13 protein-coding genes and 5 tRNA genes are annotated in these 16,274 nt (G+C 57.9%); 5 read left to right on the forward strand and 13 right to left on the reverse strand.

The features are described from left to right. Window positions 1-96: 96 nt before the first annotated feature. The 3 genes from HU766_RS14210 (at window position 97) to HU766_RS14220 (ending at window position 4,013) form a co-directional block, all read left to right on the forward strand. A complete protein-coding gene (locus HU766_RS14210) occupies window positions 97-294 on the forward strand; it encodes a hypothetical protein (protein WP_186657905.1) in 198 nt (65 codons plus the stop codon). Between the two features lie 243 nt (window positions 295-537). Next, window positions 538-3,720, forward strand: coding sequence for a phage tail tape measure protein (locus HU766_RS14215; protein ID WP_186657910.1), 3,183 nt, complete (start codon window positions 538-540; stop codon window positions 3,718-3,720). Between the two features lie 8 nt (window positions 3,721-3,728). After that, window positions 3,729-4,013, forward strand: a complete 285-nt coding sequence (locus HU766_RS14220) for a hypothetical protein (protein WP_186657913.1) — start codon at window positions 3,729-3,731, stop codon at window positions 4,011-4,013. 91 nt (window positions 4,014-4,104) lie between these two features. Here HU766_RS14220 and HU766_RS14225 read toward each other — a convergent pair whose 3' ends face one another. The 5 genes from HU766_RS14225 to HU766_RS14245 form a co-directional block, all read right to left on the reverse strand. Beyond that, on the reverse strand, window positions 4,105-5,154 hold the full coding sequence (locus HU766_RS14225) for a hypothetical protein (protein ID WP_186657915.1): 1,050 nt from the start codon (window positions 5,152-5,154) through the stop codon (window positions 4,105-4,107). 113 nt (window positions 5,155-5,267) lie between these two features. Further along, entirely contained in the window at window positions 5,268-6,572 is a 1,305-nt protein-coding gene (locus HU766_RS14230; RefSeq protein ID WP_186657918.1) for a hypothetical protein, read from the reverse strand. An 89-nt stretch (window positions 6,573-6,661) separates the two neighbouring features. Further along, window positions 6,662-6,738, reverse strand: a tRNA-Arg gene (locus HU766_RS14235). A gap of 87 nt (window positions 6,739-6,825) precedes the next feature. After that, complete coding sequence (phnN, locus tag HU766_RS14240; protein WP_186657922.1) at window positions 6,826-7,455, reverse strand: phosphonate metabolism protein/1,5-bisphosphokinase (PRPP-forming) PhnN; 630 nt, start codon at window positions 7,453-7,455, stop codon at window positions 6,826-6,828. Between the two features lie 12 nt (window positions 7,456-7,467). Then, window positions 7,468-7,731, reverse strand: a complete 264-nt coding sequence (locus tag HU766_RS14245; RefSeq protein WP_077068496.1) for a hypothetical protein — start codon at window positions 7,729-7,731, stop codon at window positions 7,468-7,470. A 72-nt stretch (window positions 7,732-7,803) separates the two neighbouring features. Between HU766_RS14245 and HU766_RS14250 the strand changes: the two genes are divergently transcribed. Next, window positions 7,804-8,130, forward strand: coding sequence for an Arc family DNA-binding protein (locus HU766_RS14250; protein ID WP_033699552.1), 327 nt, complete (start codon window positions 7,804-7,806; stop codon window positions 8,128-8,130). Window positions 8,131-8,226: 96 nt separating this feature from the next. Here HU766_RS14250 and mgtE read toward each other — a convergent pair whose 3' ends face one another. The 8 genes from mgtE to alaS form a co-directional block, all read right to left on the reverse strand. After that, entirely contained in the window at window positions 8,227-9,669 is a 1,443-nt protein-coding gene (gene mgtE / locus HU766_RS14255) for a magnesium transporter (RefSeq protein WP_186657941.1), read from the reverse strand. Window positions 9,670-10,070: 401 nt separating this feature from the next. Next, window positions 10,071-10,147: transfer RNA gene (locus HU766_RS14260), tRNA-Arg, on the reverse strand. 73 nt (window positions 10,148-10,220) lie between these two features. Continuing rightward, window positions 10,221-10,297, reverse strand: a tRNA-Arg gene (locus tag HU766_RS14265). Between the two features lie 72 nt (window positions 10,298-10,369). Continuing rightward, window positions 10,370-10,446, reverse strand: a tRNA-Arg gene (locus tag HU766_RS14270). Window positions 10,447-10,553: 107 nt separating this feature from the next. After that, window positions 10,554-10,644: transfer RNA gene (locus tag HU766_RS14275), tRNA-Ser, on the reverse strand. Window positions 10,645-10,716: 72 nt separating this feature from the next. Then, entirely contained in the window at window positions 10,717-10,905 is a 189-nt protein-coding gene (gene csrA, locus HU766_RS14280; RefSeq protein WP_003254503.1) for a carbon storage regulator CsrA, read from the reverse strand. Between the two features lie 163 nt (window positions 10,906-11,068). Beyond that, window positions 11,069-12,304, reverse strand: a complete 1,236-nt coding sequence (locus tag HU766_RS14285) for an aspartate kinase (protein ID WP_033699557.1) — start codon at window positions 12,302-12,304, stop codon at window positions 11,069-11,071. An 83-nt stretch (window positions 12,305-12,387) separates the two neighbouring features. Next, window positions 12,388-15,012, reverse strand: coding sequence for an alanine--tRNA ligase (gene alaS, locus HU766_RS14290; RefSeq protein ID WP_186657945.1), 2,625 nt, complete (start codon window positions 15,010-15,012; stop codon window positions 12,388-12,390). 424 nt (window positions 15,013-15,436) lie between these two features. Between alaS and HU766_RS14295 the strand changes: the two genes are divergently transcribed. After that, the gene (locus HU766_RS14295; protein ID WP_186657947.1) at window positions 15,437-16,273 is read left to right on the forward strand and encodes a hypothetical protein; all 837 of its coding nucleotides are present in this window, start codon (window positions 15,437-15,439) and stop codon (window positions 16,271-16,273) included. The last annotated feature ends 1 nt before the right edge of the window (window position 16,274 follow it).

Consider the following 16,274-nt stretch of genomic DNA (forward strand, 5'->3'; position numbering starts at 1 on the left):
CTCCTAACCGCAGCAGTCGGAGCCCTTCTTTCCTTTGTGGGGTGATCCGGCACTGGCCCGCACTCGCGGGCCTTTTCATTCACACCGGAGAAGACCATGAGCCATACCCATTTACCCAAGCCAGTTCAACGAGCCCTCAACCAGATCGCCCACAGCCGCGCCCTGTTGCGCCAGATGGAGGAGCGTGAGCGGTTGAGCAAAGAGATCGATCGCCTGTTGGCCAGCGGCCTGAGCGCATCCGAAGCGCTGGAGCAGATCCGGTCGGCGCCGCCGTACATCGCGCCGACCTACTGAGGGGGGCGGGTCGAAAGTCTGGAAGGTTCGCTGACCTAGACCGCCTCCGACCCCACGTACACATTTTTTCCCGTGTTACAAAAAGTTAAAACGAGGTTAACACCATGCCGAACGTGCATGGGGCTGGAAACCACGGAAACAAAGGCATAGACGCCGCTAGCACCTTCTGGCGGATGTTAACCGAGTTAACACATTTAACCTCGAAAAGTTAACGCTTTAACCTCCGAGTTAACAGGAGCCATCATGGCGGAAACAGACGTTCAGGGCATGCTGGTACGCATCGAAGCAACAACCGCGCAGCTCCGCAAAGAGATTGCGCGAGCCGATTCGAGCGTGGCCCAGGCCAGTGGAAAAATAGACAACAGCCTTAAGCAGGTAGACGACGCATTCGACCGGGTTGAGGCGCACTCGGTCGCCCTCCGCGAAGGTGTCAGCAGGGCCTTCACAGGAGTCGGGATCGCGGCTGCCGGCGCGGTTGCCGGCCTGGTGGCGCTGACCACATCGACCCTGAACTATGCGCAGCAAGTCCAGAACTTGGCCAGCCTGGCCAACACCTCGGTAGAAGACTTCCAGCGCTTGTCGGTAGGCGCGAAGACTGTGGGCGTCGAGCAAGAAAAGCTCGCGGACATTTTCAAGGACACCACTGACCGCGTGGGTGAGTTTATCTCTCGCGGCGGCGGCGAGCTGCAGGACTTCTTCCGAGAGATTGCCCCTCAGGTAGGCGTGACTGCGGAGAGCTTCAAGAACCTGTCCGGCCCCGAAGCCTTGCAGCTCTATTACACCTCGCTCGAGAAAGCCGGTGCCAGCCAGCAGCAGATCACCAGCTACATGGAGCAGATGGCCGACGAGGCTACCGCCCTGGTGCCACTGCTCAAGAATGCCGGCGCCGGATTCCGAGAGGCCGGCGACCGAGCCGAGGCAACGGGCGCCATCATCTCGGCGTTCGATATCGGCCAGATGGTCAAGCTGAACAAGTCGGTCCAGGATCTGGAGAATTCGTGGGATGGTGCGGCCCGCCAGCTTGTTGTTGGGCTGCTGCCAGGCATCGAGAGCGTCACCAACAAGCTCCAAGGGATGACTGATAACGGCGCCTCCGAAGCCCTGGGCACCGCAATCGCGTTCCTGGCGGATAACGTCAATATCCTGCTGGGCGTGATCGGCACCAAACTGACGGCAAGCTTCATCGGTTACGTCGCTGCCCTCGGCAAAGGCATCGCGTCGAGCATTGAGGCAACTCGCTCAACCAATGCCCAGGCACAAGCCGCCCTGATGGCGGCAAAGGCCGACCAGATTGCCGCTACGTCTGCCGTAATCCGCGCAGAAAAAGAGGCGGCAGCAGCCCGGGGCACGGCGGTTCAGACCGCCATGTCGATTGAGCTTGCTCAGGCCCGTATGGCCGAGGCAGCCGCAACCACCCGCCTTGGGGTGGCTCAAGCGGCAGTGAAATCGTCGTCCGGCATACTGATGACGCTCCTCGGCGGTCCTGCCGGTCTAGCTGCCCTTGCCGTAGGAGCGGGTATTGCGTTTCTGACCATGGGTAGCAACGCCCAGTCGGCAGGCGCTGACCTTGAAGAACTGAAGCGCCCCATCGAGGAGTTGCGCAAGGCTTTCAGGGAGTTGGACAAGGACCAGCGCAACTCGAAGCTGGTAACCGCCATGCGCGAGCAGGAGCAAGCCGCCGCTGCCGCTGATGAGTCGTTCAAGGACTTCCTCAGTACGATGAAGCAAGGGGTTGGCTCCACGGTGGGAGCCCGCATTTCCGGAGAGGCTGAGGAAGCGCGTAAAGCTGGCAAGGGCCTTTCTGACTGGCTTGACGACCTGAACAAGCGCTTCAAGATCCCGCAAGAGGCCATGCGGAGCATGCGGGAGGCGGCGGGCGGTTACTCCGCTCTCGCAGATAATGCGCAGAAAGCCGGTGAGCGCGTGTCGGTGTACACCAAGGAGCTGAACAGCGCGCGAGAGACAACCGGCGCGGCCGGCGATGCTGACGCCAAGGCTACCTCGGTCGGTCAGACGTACCTGGACACGTTGGACAAGCAGCTGGCCACCCTCAAGGACAAGACCGCCGCCGAAGCCGCTGAGCGCTTTATCACCGACAACAAGATCAAGTCCGAGAGCGACTTGGCCAAGCAGATCCGGGAGCGGGCAAAGGCGGTCGATGCGCAGAAAGAGGCTGACAAAGCAGCGACCCAGGAAACCAAGAACGGCACAAAAGCGACTTCGCAACTTGCTCAGATGCTGGATAAGGCCGCGAAATCGCACCTGCAACTGAAGAAGATCTACGACCCGCTAGGCGCTGCGGCAGATGAATTCAAGTCGCAGGTGGAAGACCTGGACCTGCTGCTATCCAAAAACAAGATCACCACCGAGGACTACAGCCGCGGTATCGCTGCGCTGGCCACTCAGTTCAACTCTGCGGTCCAGGCTTCCACCGGTCTATCACAGGCCATGAAGTACCAAGCCGATCTTGAGCGCCAGTTGGCGATCGCCCGGCAGCAAGGTGACGCGGCAGCCGCCGCGATTGGGATGGGTGACAAGCAGTCCAGCCGCGCCCAGTCACGCCTGGCGCTCGAGCAGGAGAACAACGACAGGATCCTGGCCCTCCGGGACGAGCTGGCCACCGCCTCGACCGAGAAGCAGCGGCAGGAGCTGGAGAAGCAGATTGCCTTGAGGCAGGAATACGGCGCGAAGCTGGTGCAGGCGCAGGAAGACAGTTTCGCCAAAATTGACGCCGCGCAGGCTGATTGGACCAATGGTACGGCGGCAGCGCTTGATAACTACCTTGACAGCGCTGCTGACGTTGCCCGGCAGACACAGGACCTATTTACCAACGCATTCGGCAACCTTGAGGATGGAGTCACCCAGTTCGTGAAAACGGGCAAGTTCGAGTTCAGGGATTTTGCTGACTCGATCATCGAGGACTTAATCCGCATCCAGGTGCGCCAAGCCGCTGCAGGGTTCTTGGGTACCGCCTTCAGCTTCCTGAGCGGGGGCAGTGCGGCACTTGGCCAAGGCACCATGACCGGCTTCAGCGAGGTCATCCCCAACGCCAAGGGGGGCGTTTATGACTCGCCTAGCCTGTCCTCATTCTCCAACCAGGTGCACGACAGCCCCCAGATGTTCGCTTTCGCCAAGGGCGCGGGAATCTTTGCCGAGGCCGGGCCTGAGGCGATCTTGCCGCTTCATCGCGGCTCTGATGGCTCGCTGGGCGTGATGGCCGCTGGAGCTGGTGGCAGCGATGGCGGTGGTTCATCGGTCAGCTTTGGCGGCATTACTCAACACTTCCACTTTAGCGGTGGGGCAAATGCAGCGTCCAAGGCTGACTTGCAGAAGGCCGCATACGACGGCGCCCAGGGTGGCTATGAAATGATGCTACGAGACTTCAGAACCAACGGCGCTGGCCGCCAACTGCTGGCCAGGCGATAGGAGAGACGATGAAAATTACCGATCTGGATCTAGAAGAAATGATTGTGCAGATCGCCGGTGCAGTGTCGCCTTTTGTGTTTGGCGATCTTGGCCCAGGAACATCGGCTAAGACCTACACCGAGCGCGCCAGCTTGCAAGGTGAGGTGATGGGAAGGATTCTGGCCGTGCTGATGGTGGAGCAGATTTGCGGTGATACTGTGGCCAAAAATGTTGAGGCGTGCGTCCACCACATGCAGGAGCAAACACTGAAGCAGCTTCGTTCAAAAATGGTCGAAGCGACGAAATCAGTCTGATTCAGGCTGCTGATAGATAAAGGGGTACCCTCAAATCTGAGGGGACCTCCAATCTAGTATCAAATAACCATCAGTCCTTCCTGAGTAGTCCTTACTCATTTGGAATAATTTTTAGCAAACCATCAATCTTTTCTAGTTTATGCACTTGAGTGGGCAATCCAAGAAAATCATAAATGGCTCTGACTTTAACCAAAAAAGCCTCATCGCAGCTCACCAGCAACTCCGCCCCAATCGCGATCGATGCATGGGCCGCATCGCTAGCAGATGAAATCTGTCTTGCCTCCCTTGAAAGTCGAGTATCTTGATTAAAGCCTACGATATTAAGAACATTATAAATGGAGGTCACTTTCTCATGGAAAAACTGTTCCCGACCATAAATCGGCCCAGCTGAAATACCGTAGAATTGGTCAATGGAAAAACCCTTCCCTGCGTAACCTTCCAACTCAGAGTGAGCTAAGAATACTTTTTGCAGTACGTTTGGAGGTCTAATATTATTAAGCTCTACAGGACCTATCCCTGTATTTTTACGATAATTTTTTACACCCGAAACTTCTTCACCGCTCAGAAGAAACTTACGCATCTGCTCACCAGACACTTCCACTACTTCATCAAACTGAGACTTCAATCGATCCCTGTAAGCGCGCATCCCACTAGCCACATCCTCGGGAAGCCCCTCAGAACTGACAAACCCGTCAATCATGTGCATGAGTTCTGAAAAAGCCTGTTTCTGTTCGGCTTGCACGCTTTCAAAATCTTCGTCTTTCCGACCGCCAAAAATCTTCAAGGTTGTAGATCTGGTAGCCTTATAAAGAAGATCCTGAATTGGTTCCACCTGGCAAAACTCAGAATAAGCAACTCGCAGATTCAAGTCCGAGATTCTGATATCACCTGTGAAATCAAAGCTTTTATCCAGCCCATAAATCAAAATTTTAGGCTTTAGCTTTTCCAGCGCCTCTAAATATTTATCAGGGCAGCCACTGCGCTTAATCTCTCTGAAAGTCTCTTGAGAAATTAGAACATGAAAAAACAAGGGCAACCGTTCAAAGAACTCTGGATCTACCCCATGCACCATTAAGCTCAGTACATTTTGATCGATGTACAGAGTAGGCTTATTCAGGCATGAGCACGATGATTCCACCATCCCCCCTCAGTATCTTTAATAGCGCCAAGCCGTGATCCGAACCACTCGTTCAAGAAAAAAGTCGTGACTACGAATGTGAGTATCTCGGCAACCAAAGTGATTGGGCAAGTAGCTCAACCCGATTTCACCTCGCCTGGCGGAACAATTGGAGTCGGGGATCCGTTCGGTGCACTAGCACCTTTAGCTTTGCTAACGAGTGAAGATACATAAGCCGTTAACTGCCCACTCAAGTTAGGAATCGTCCTAACGGCTTCTTTCATGAGGTCGGACGACAGTAGGTCCTGCCATGGGCTACCATGGTTAGCAGTTTCGACCAATCTAAGCGGTTGCTCATCTAACCGAGTGAGAGCGGATGTGAGCAATTTGACTTCAAGTGCCGGGTCAATACGGCTTGCCTCCCTTCTATACCCTTCATAGGCTTTAGAAATTGAGGCTTTGAAAGCATAATCTTCCGCTAGGCGGAAACGCTGCCCCACTTGTTTGGTTGACAGCCAGGCAAACCAAATTGGGGCGCCCACAGAGAGTACCGAAAGCAGAAAATTGAGTACAATAACGGAGTTAGATGCATCCGGAGTCTTCAATAGCTCCGAAAGATGCATGAGCTGGCCCTTTCCCAGGTAGCTGCCGATACCCAGCGAGCATGCTAGCCCAGCAACCCACGCCCACATCGACCACGACAGTTTTTGAGACCTATCGGCGAATGCAGCGGCTAAGCCTTGGCTCGTCGCAACAGAATAAGCGTGGTTCGCCTTTTTAACAGACTCATCGGCCTCAGCAGCGGCAGCGGCCAACGCTTGCTGTGCTTCCTCAGCTCCATTCTTCGCTGATAGTACTGCGACTCGATCCTTTTCAGCATCTATTTTAAGTTGATAAATTTCACGACGAATCTCGTTCAGGCTCTCCACATCTTCCGGAAGCTGCAATGCAGCGGCGTGAGCCGCAGTAATTTCCTGAAACACTGCCTCCATCGTTACGCTTCCGTGGTCTAGATTGCGCAGTCGGGTTTGCAATCCTCGCAACTGGCGGGATGCATCGCGCAGATCTTGTAACACTTGGGGAGCTTCAACCGTCTCTGTCACCGGCCCAACAACACGTTTGATGGCGTCCAATGTCATAAAAATGGCGGGCACAGCAGCTTGCGGGCTACCCCACACCTGCGGGACGGTATTACCACGGAGAAAGGTAATTCGCTGCGTGAAGCTCTGGACCATCTCCGGTACTGCTTCGAATCCACCGGCACCGTGTTCAACGAGGGCTATCAGGTCGTTGATCGGCCCCACGATGTCATCGAGCGTAAGGCCAGGGAAACTCCAATTGCCGTGGCTGATATTGAACACGGAATTGGCCGGCACATGCGCACGGAGATCAACGATCAGTTGATTGAGCTCAGCAATGAGCGGAGCCATGTTGGTTTCCACGAGTGCCTTCCTTGGCCATTCGTGCACCCATAATGCACCCTGGCTGATTAAATGGCTGCAACGAAAAAGGGCGGAACCCTTGAGAATATTGGCGTCCCAGGCAGGAATTGAACCTGCAACCTTCCCCTTAGGAGGGGGATGCTCTATCCAATTGAGCTACTGAGACGCAAACACCGGCAGTGAGCACTGCACGGTTGGACGGCCAGCATGTTAACCAGCATGCTGGCGTTTGTCATGCTGCAACAGGCCTTTTTCACGTAATCCTTTTCTGTGGGCCGGTGCCGGGCGCGTCTGGCCCGGCAATCACGCCTTCATCGTGCAGCAGTTTGAACAACCTGGTCACCGCCGCTTCGAGCGTGGTGGAGTTGTCCAACACATGCACTGACGAATCGGCGACCGCCTGCAGCCCGCTGTTACGCGCCAGGCGCTGCTCGATCTCTTGCGCGGTCTCCCGGCCTCTGGCAAGCAAGCGCTCGCGCAGCACCTGCGGTTTAACGTCGATGAGCACCGGCAGAAGGCCCGGGTAGCGCCGCCGCGCTTCGCTCAGGTAGGCCCGGGAACCGTTGACCAGTACCGGCCTGCCCGCCTGCAGCCATTGATCGACCTGTAGCGGGATGCCGTAACCCAGGCCATTGGCGCGCCAGTGCATGGCGAAAGCACCTTGGGCACACAGCGCTTCGAACTGCTCGGCAGTGACGCCATGGGCAGCTTCACCCTTGGCTTCGGCCGAACGGGTGATGACGCGACGGGCGATTTGCACCCCGGCTGCAACAAGTTGTTCGCGCGCGGCATCGATCAGGGAATCTTTCCCGGAACCCGAGGGTCCTATGAGAAATATCAGCCGGCCTGTCGCTGATCGACGAGCGCTTGCGTCATGTTGCATAGCCACTATGCTCTAAGGAAGGAAACCCGCGCATTCTAGGTGTTTTCTTGGCCTTTTGCTGCGTTTTACCAGTTTTTGACGGCAGAAGAATGACGGCAGGGCAAGTTGGGGCAGGTAAAACTTTTCAAACCAGTGCTCATTTCTGATAATTGGTACTGGCATAAAGCCTTTATCCAGCTCACTATTTGTCACAGAATTGACGCCAAGGAAACGGCGAGCATGAGGCAAGATGAGCATCCAATTTTCCATGTCGGTTGAACATTTTGTCGTCGTCACGGTCGTACTTCCACCCCCGTGCGGCCAATTTGACAACCGCGTCCCCTGAACCAGAAAATCCGGTCAATTTATATGCGCCCATTGAAACAGGCTATTTATTCGAGCCGCACTGCTGACAAGTTTGTCGTCCGCCTGCCAGACGGGATGCGTGAGCGCATTGCCGAGGTAGCGCGCAACCATCACCGCAGCATGAACTCCGAAATCATCGCGCGCCTGGAACAGAGCCTTATCCAGGAAGGTGCGTTGGGTGACGAACTGAGCATGCGCCTGGACAGCCCTGAACTGTCCCTGCATGAGCGCGAGTTGCTGCAGCGCTTCCGCCAACTGTCGCACCGACAGCAGAACGCTCTGGTCGCCCTCATCGCTCACGATGTGGAAATGGCCGCAGACGCTTCCTGACGTCAGCTTGCAATCGAGTACAAAAAAGCCAGCGTAAGCTGGCTTTTTTGGTTCTGCCTGTGGGAGCCGGGTTCACCCGCCCCCACACGCCGGGGTTCAGAGCAGGAACAGCGTCGCCAGCCCGAGGAAGATGAAGAACCCGCCACTGTCGGTAACCGCAGTGATCATCACACTCGACCCCATCGCCGGATCGCGCCCCAGACGCGTCAGCGTCATCGGGATCAACACGCCCATCAGCGCGGCCAACAGCAGGTTAAGCGTCATCGCCGCGGTCATCACCAGGCCCAGCGACCAGCTGTCATACAGCCAGAACGCCACCACACCAATCACACTGCCCCAGATCAGGCCGTTGAGCAGCGACACCGCCAGTTCCTTGCGCATCAACCGACTGGTATTGCCTGGCGACACCTGGTCCAGCGCCATGGCGCGCACGATCATGGTGATGGTCTGGTTGCCCGAGTTACCCCCAATACCTGCCACGATCGGCATCAGCGCAGCCAGCGCCACCAGCTTCTCGATCGACCCCTCGAACAGGCCGATCACGCGCGAGGCCAGAAACGCCGTGATCAGGTTGATGGCCAGCCATGCCCAGCGGTTGCGCAGCGAACGCCAGACCGAAGCGAAGATGTCTTCTTCTTCGCGCAGACCTGCCATGTTCAGCACTTCGCTCTCGCTCTCCTCACGGATCAGGTCCACCATTTCGTCGATGGTCAGACGGCCGATCAAGCGATCGCTCTTGTCCACCACCGGGGCGGATACGAGGTCGTAACGCTCGAAGGCTTGAGCAGCGTCGTAGGCATCTTCATCGGGGTGGAAGGACACAGGGTCGGTCGCCATGACCTCCGCCACCTTCTTGTCCGGGTCATTGACCAGTAGACGCTTGATAGGCAGCACGCCCTTGAGGATGCCGTCATAGTCGACCACGAAGAGTTTGTCGGTGTGGTTCGGCAACTCTTTCAGGCGGCGCAGGTAACGCAACACGACTTCGAGGCTGACGTCTTCGCGGATGGTGACCATCTCGAAGTCCATCAGCGCACCCACCTGCTCCTCGTCGTAGCTCAACGCCGAGCGCACACGCTCGCGTTGCTGGGCATCGAGGGTTTCCATCAACTCGTGAACGACGTCGCGCGGCAGCTCCGGCGCCAGGTCGGCGAGTTCGTCGGCGTCCATTTCCTTGGCAGCAGCGAGCAGTTCGTGATCGTCCATGTCGGCGATCAGCGACTGACGAACCGAATCGGAAACTTCAAGCAGGATGTCGCCGTCGCGGTCCGAGCGCACCAGCTGCCAGACCGTCAGGCGGTCTTCCAGGGGCAATGCTTCGAGGATGTAGGCGACGTCGGCGGGGTGCAGGTCATCGAGCTTGCGTTGCAGCTCGACCAGGTTCTGGCGGTGGACCAGGTTCTCCACCAGGTCGTGGTGAGCACCCTCCTGGCGGTGGGTGAGGTCTTCGACCACGCGCTGACGCTGCAGCAGTTCGACCACCTGGGCCAGGCGATCCTGCAGGCTCTCTTGCGCTTTCTTTACTTCTACTTCAGTCATAGGCGAGCTCCACTCCCAGCAGCGGAGCACGCCGGGGGAATCAATCGGTCAGATCTTTCTGTATGAAACTTGTTAAGGAGTAACTACTGGGTAAGTCCATGGTGGTATTCCACAAGCCCCGGCGGGGCTGACGGGCGCAATCATACACTGCCTCGGCGGGCAGATCGCTTAAATTTTTGGCCAGAACAATCGTTTGCGAGATAAAGCTAGGACAACGCTCGAAGCTATCAGTGCGACGGCTGTACTGGATCAGGAAGCACATTTGTTTTCTTGGCAGGCGGCGCGCCAGCTTCTGGCGGCACCCCAGCGATTACAGAAAAGCTTAGTTGGACATCGCCGACAATTCAGCGAAACAGAAAAACAAAAAGCCCGCTTGAATAAGCGGGCTTCTTGTTTGTGTGTGGCGGACTCAGCAGGATTCGAACCTGCGACCGCTCGGTTCGTAGCCGAGTACTCTATCCAGCTGAGCTATGAGTCCGCAATGGGTAGTTTTAGACCAGATTACCACTGGTTGTCTGAAGTAGCTTTGCAAGCAGAGCCACTTCAAAAAGTGGCGGACTCAGCAGGATTCGAACCTGCGACCGCTCGGTTCGTAGCCGAGTACTCTATCCAGCTGAGCTATGAGTCCGCAATAGGTAGTTTTAGACCAGATTACCACTGGTTGTTTGAAGTAGCCTTGTAAGCAAAGCCACTTCAAAAGTGGCGGACTCAGCAGGATTCGAACCTGCGACCGCTCGGTTCGTAGCCGAGTACTCTATCCAGCTGAGCTATGAGTCCGTGTCTTGCCGCGCATTATAGGCCGCTGAATCATTTTAGCAAGAACTTTTTTCGTTTAATTTCAACGACTTAGCGTTCTTACCGATTACAGCGCCCTAAGCGAATAATGGCGGTGAAGGGGGGATTCGAACCCCCGATACCCTTATGAGGTATACTCCCTTAGCAGGGGAGCGCCTTCGGCCACTCGGCCACCTCACCGCAACACGAGGCGAATATTAAAGAACCTCTTTCACCTTTGCAACCCTTTTTTTGAAAAAAACTTCAAAAAAATTAAAGGCTTGGCTCTTCATCCTTCTCCTTCTTGATCCGCAGGTAGATTTCCTCGCGGTGAACAGCCACTTCTTTAGGGGCGCTGACGCCAATACGCACCTGGTTGCCTTTGACGCCAAGCACCGTCACGGTGATCTCGCCGTCTCCAATGATCAGGCTCTCGGCGCACCGACGAGTCAGAATCAACATAGCTTTCTCCTTACGCATAACTTTCAGGGGTAACAGTCTTGGGTATCAGGGCCTGGCCGTGGACGACGCCCCAGGCCCTGGTTGTTCGCCACGCAGGGCAAGCGCCTGCCTGGCGAGCAGAAACGCGAAGGGCGCGGCAAGCCGCGCCCTTCCAGGCAGCGCCTTACTCGCCCTGTCGGGCAGGAGCGTCGAGCTCGAACGCGGTGTGCAGCGCGCGTACGGCCAGCTCCAGGTACTTCTCTTCGATCACTACCGACACCTTGATCTCGGAGGTGGAGATCATCTGGATGTTGATGCTCTCCTTGGCCAGGGCTTCGAACATGCGGCTGGCAACGCCGGCGTGTGAGCGCATGCCAACGCCAACGATCGAGACCTTGGCGATCTTGATGTCGCCGATCACTTCACGGGCACCGATTTCGCGGGCGGTGTTTTCCAGCACGCTTTGCGCCTTCTCGTACTCGTTGCGGTGTACGGTGAAGGTGAAGTCGGTGGTGTTATCGTGCGCAACGTTCTGCACGATCATGTCGACTTCGATGTTCGAGGCGCTGATCGGGCCGAGGATCTTGAAGGCCACGCCCGGGGTGTCCGGCACGCCGCGAATGGTCAGCTTGGCTTCATCACGGTTGAAGGCGATACCGGAAATGATCGGCTGTTCCATGGATTCCTCTTCATCAATGGTAATGAGGGTACCTGGACCCTCCTTGAAGCTGTGCAGCACGCGCAGCGGGACGTTGTACTTGCCGGCGAACTCCACCGAACGGATTTGCAGTACCTTGGAGCCGAGGCTGGCCATTTCCAGCATCTCTTCGAAGGTGATCTTCTCCAGGCGCTGCGCCTGCGGCACAACGCGCGGGTCAGTGGTGTAGACGCCATCGACGTCGGTGTAGATCTGGCACTCGTCGGCCTTGAGCGCCGCCGCCAGGGCCACGCCGGTGGTGTCGGAGCCACCACGGCCGAGGGTGGTGATGCTGCCGTGCTCGTCGACGCCCTGGAAGCCTGCAACCACGACCACGCGCCCTTCCTTGAGGTCGTTACGGATCTTCTGGTCGTCGATCTGCAGGATGCGCGCCTTGTTGTGCGAGCTATCGGTCAGAATGCGTACCTGATTGCCGGTGTAGGACACCGCTGGCACACCACGCTTGATCAAGGCCATGGTCAGCAGGGCAATGGTGACCTGCTCACCGGTCGACACGATCACATCCAGCTCACGTGGAACCGGCTGATCGGTGATCTGCTTGGCCAGATCGATCAGGCGATTGGTTTCACCGCTCATGGCCGACAGCACAACCACCAGGTCGTCGCCTGCCTCACGGTGTTTCTTGACCTTTTCGGCTACCTGCTCGATCCGCTCGATGGAACCGACAGAGGTGCCGCCAAATTTCTGTACGATCAACGCCATTTCAATGGTGCCTCAGCCCATACAGGGCCCCAAAAAACAATCCAACATGAAGGGGCCGGCGACTACCCGCCGGCCCCCTCATCTCAAAGTCCCTGCTCTGCGAACGGCACGGCCAGCGCCAGGGCCTGGTCCAGCGCAGCGACGTCGACGCCACCACCCTGGGCCATGTCCGGACGGCCACCGCCCTTGCCACCCACTTTTGCTGCGGCTTGTTTCATCAGATCGCCAGCCTTGAGTTGGCTGGAGAGGTCTTTGGTCACGCCGGCCACCAGCACGACCTTGCCCTCATGCTCGCTGCCCAGCAGGATCACTGCGTGGCCGAGCTTGTTCTTCAGCTGATCGACCAGGGCCAGCAGGGCCTTGCCATCCTGCCCATCCAGGCGAGCGGCAAGTACCTTGGCACCTTTGACCTCAACGGCCGCGTTGGAGAGATCATCCCCGGCGGCGCTGGCGGCTTTGGCCTGCAGCTGTTCCAGCTGCTTCTCCAGCTGACGGTTGCGCTCGAGCACAGCCGACAGCTTGTCGATCAGGTTGTCACGATTACCCTTGACCAGTTGCGCGGCTTCCTTGACCTGCTCTTCGGCAGCGTTCAGGTAGGCCAGCGCAGCCGCGCCGGTAACCGCTTCGATACGACGTACGCCAGAGGCCACGCCGCCTTCGCTGATGATCTTGAACAGGCTGATATCACCCGTGCGCTTGGCATGGATACCACCGCACAGCTCCACCGAGAAATCGCCACCCATGCTCAGCACACGCACGGTGTCGCCGTACTTCTCGCCGAACAGGGCCATGGCGCCTTTGCGCTTGGCGGTTTCGATGTCGGTCACCTCGGTCAGCACTTCGGTGTTGCGGCGCACTTCACGGTTGACGATCTCTTCCAGCGCCTTGATTTGCTCTGGCTTGACCGCCTCGAAGTGGCTGAAGTCGAAACGCAGGCGCTGGCTGTCGACCAGCGAGCCCTTCTGCTGTACGTGGTCGCCCAGCACCTGGCGCAGCGCTTCGTGCAGCAGGTGGGTGGCCGAGTGGTTCAGCGAAGTGGCGTGCTGCACTTCGGCATCGACCTTGGCCTCGACCTCGGCACCCACGCTCAGCGCACCGCTGGCCACCACACCGTGGTGCAGGAAGGCACCGCCGGTCTTGGTGGTGTCGCGCACGTCGAAGCGCACGGCGCCAGCCTGCAGGTAACCGCAGTCACCGACCTGGCCACCGGACTCGGCGTAGAACGGCGTGCGATCGAGGACCACTACACCCTGCTCGCCCTCGCCCAGTTGCTCGACGGCCTGGCCGTCCTTGTACAGGGCGATGACCTTGGCCTGGCCTTCAGTGGTGGTATAGCCCAGGAAGTCAGTGGCGGTGTCGACCTTGACCAGGCTGTTGTAGTCCATGCCGAAGGCACTGGCAGAGCGGGCACGCTCACGCTGGGCGTCCATTTCGCGCTCGAAACCGGCTTCGTCGATGGTCAGCTCGCGCTCACGGGCGATGTCGGCGGTCAGGTCCATGGGGAAGCCGTAGGTGTCGTACAGCTTGAACACCACGTCACCCGGGACCACGTCACCCTGCAGTTGCGCCAGGTCCTGTTCGAGGATGCGCAGGCCTTGCTCCAGGGTCTTGGCGAACTGCTCTTCTTCAGCCTTGAGCACGCGTTCGATATGCGCCTGCTGGCTTTTCAGTTCAGGGAAGGCTTCACCCATTTCGGCCACCAGCGCGGCAACGATCTGGTAGAAGAAGCTGCCCTTGGCACCCAGCTTGTTACCGTGGCGGCAAGCGCGGCGGATGATGCGGCGCAGCACGTAGCCACGGCCTTCGTTGGACGGCAGCACGCCATCGGCAATCAGGAAGCCGCAAGAACGGATGTGATCGGCGACCACTTTCAGCGACGCCTGGCTGTCATTGCTGCAACCGATGGCCTTGGCCGCCGCGCTCAGCAGGTTCTGAAAGAGGTCGATCTCGTAGTTCGAGTGAACATGTTGCAGTACCGCACTGACCCGTTCCAGGCCCATGCCGGTGTCTACCGACGGGGCTGGCAGCGGGTGCAAGACGCCATCGGCGGTGCGGTTGAACTGCATGAAGACGTTGTTCCAGATCTCGATGTAACGGTCGCCGTCTTCTTCCGGGGAGCCGGGTGGGCCGCCCCAGATGTCGGCGCCGTGGTCGTAGAAGATCTCGGTGCAGGGGCCGCACGGGCCGGTATCGCCCATGGTCCAGAAGTTGTCGGACGCGTAGGGGGCGCCTTTGTTGTCACCGATGCGCACCATGCGCTCGGCCGGCACGCCGATTTCCTTGGTCCAGATGTCGTAGGCTTCGTCATCGGTGGCGTACACGGTAACCCAGAGCTTTTCCTTGGGCAGGTTAAGCCACTTGTCCGAGGTCAGGAAGGTCCAAGCGTAGGTGATCGCGTCACGCTTGAAATAGTCGCCGAAGCTGAAGTTGCCCAGCATCTCGAAGAACGTATGGTGACGCGCGGTGTAGCCGACGTTTTCCAGGTCGTTGTGCTTGCCGCCGGCGCGTACGCACTTCTGGCTGCTGACCGCGCGGGTGTAGGCGCGTTTTTCCTGGCCGAGGAAGCAGTCCTTGAACTGGTTCATGCCGGCGTTGGTAAACAGCAGGGTCGGGTCATTGCCCGGAATCAGGGAGCTGGAGGCGACTCGGGTATGCCCCTGCTCCTCGAAGAAGCGAAGGAAGGCTTCACGGATTTCTGCGCTTTTCATAGGTTCTTCCACGGAAACGGCGGCCCTGATGGGCAAACGCGTCGACGAAACGACGGCAAAGGGCCGCATTATATCGGTCCTGCAAGCTCGGTGCAGTGTGTTTATGCGATGGAAAACGTCGATTAGACGGTTTTCAGGCGGTTGCAAACGAAAATGACATGACCGGATGCTAATTGCAGCCTTTCGCCACTGGCAAGCCCATTACGGCCGAAGGGAAGGGAAAATGGAATAGACGGTGAATTAAAAGGTTTTCATTCGAAATCGGATCCAAACCGACTCTCTCACTGGCGGCGGGTTGGCCGCGCCGACCGGCAAGCGGCACCCTCCATAGCACACTGAAGAATGTCTCAGCGCTATCTGTGTAGCGCCCTGTGTCCTGCGTTCATACCTAGTCTGGCCAACCCTTTTCCCAGAGCACATGCACATGACTACCCATGCAGTAACTGCGCAGCGCGTGGACGGTAATGACAGAAGCAAAGGCGCCGGTTTCGGCGAAATGGATGAAGCAATCGGCTATGACAACCCGTCGCCTTCAGGGCTCGGCGTCTCACGGGTGTATTTCAATTACGAGCTGTTCGATCTCTACAAGGCGCCCTTGGTACATTTTCAGCGCAGGGTCATCGAGGCCATCGATGACGAGGAAAACGTCGGTAACCTGGACGAGATTCTGGTCTGGTTGAGTACCGCCAATGTGAAATTGAGCCAGGGCAGCGATATCACCCTGGAAGTCGAAGGCGAATCTTTCATCATTCAGCAGGCCTCACCTGAGCAGCGGCTTCATTTGCTGTTCATGGGCACAACGCTGCCAGAAACGATTGGCGCTGGCGTCACGTGCCCGCTGCGCATTGACGCCAGCGCCGACCCGGACAGGCATTTTGAAATCACCGCCATCGAAAACCTGTACCTCTACGGCACCCCACAGTTCCTGGCACGCGTCTTCGAACAGCTGGCCCTTCTGCCGGGCTACCCCGAACTCAAGCGGCTTCTGGATACAGCGCGCCAACAGTACGCCAGCGTGCCTGATATCGTGCTCATGCAGCGCCATGCCGGGCCGCCGCAACAGGGCCCGGGCTTTGACCTGCAACGCGTGATCCCTGCCAAGTATTCACATCTGCTGCCGGGCAGCTACACCGCTGTGCTTTACGACCCCTATGACGCCAGCGGCCTCGACGGACTGACCACGTTGGCGAGAATCCTGCAGCAGGCCTATGACGCACTGGCACCAGACATGCTGGCCCCTGCCCCAACGTCAGCCGACTGAC

This window comes from Pseudomonas sp. SWRI77 (assembly GCF_014269105.1).
Classification (GTDB): Bacteria; Pseudomonadota; Gammaproteobacteria; order Pseudomonadales; family Pseudomonadaceae; genus Aquipseudomonas; species Aquipseudomonas capeferrum.

Bases quoted from the DNA above. Each gene is read 5' to 3' on its own strand.
- HU766_RS14210 (WP_186657905.1), top strand. From the start codon at position 97: ATGAGCCATACCCATTTACCCAAGCCAGTTCAACGAGCCCTCAACCAG.
- HU766_RS14215 (WP_186657910.1), top strand. From the start codon at position 538: ATGGCGGAAACAGACGTTCAGGGCATGCTGGTACGCATCGAAGCAACA.
- HU766_RS14220 (WP_186657913.1), top strand. From the start codon at position 3,729: ATGAAAATTACCGATCTGGATCTAGAAGAAATGATTGTGCAGATCGCC.
- HU766_RS14225 (WP_186657915.1), bottom strand. From the start codon at position 5,154: ATGGTGGAATCATCGTGCTCATGCCTGAATAAGCCTACTCTGTACATC.
- phnN (WP_186657922.1), bottom strand. From the start codon at position 7,455: ATGCAACATGACGCAAGCGCTCGTCGATCAGCGACAGGCCGGCTGATA.
- HU766_RS14250 (WP_033699552.1), top strand. From the start codon at position 7,804: ATGCGCCCATTGAAACAGGCTATTTATTCGAGCCGCACTGCTGACAAG.
- mgtE (WP_186657941.1), bottom strand. From the start codon at position 9,669: ATGACTGAAGTAGAAGTAAAGAAAGCGCAAGAGAGCCTGCAGGATCGC.
- csrA (WP_003254503.1), bottom strand. From the start codon at position 10,905: ATGTTGATTCTGACTCGTCGGTGCGCCGAGAGCCTGATCATTGGAGAC.
- HU766_RS14285 (WP_033699557.1), bottom strand. From the start codon at position 12,304: ATGGCGTTGATCGTACAGAAATTTGGCGGCACCTCTGTCGGTTCCATC.
- alaS (WP_186657945.1), bottom strand. From the start codon at position 15,012: ATGAAAAGCGCAGAAATCCGTGAAGCCTTCCTTCGCTTCTTCGAGGAG.
- HU766_RS14295 (WP_186657947.1), top strand. From the start codon at position 15,437: ATGACTACCCATGCAGTAACTGCGCAGCGCGTGGACGGTAATGACAGA.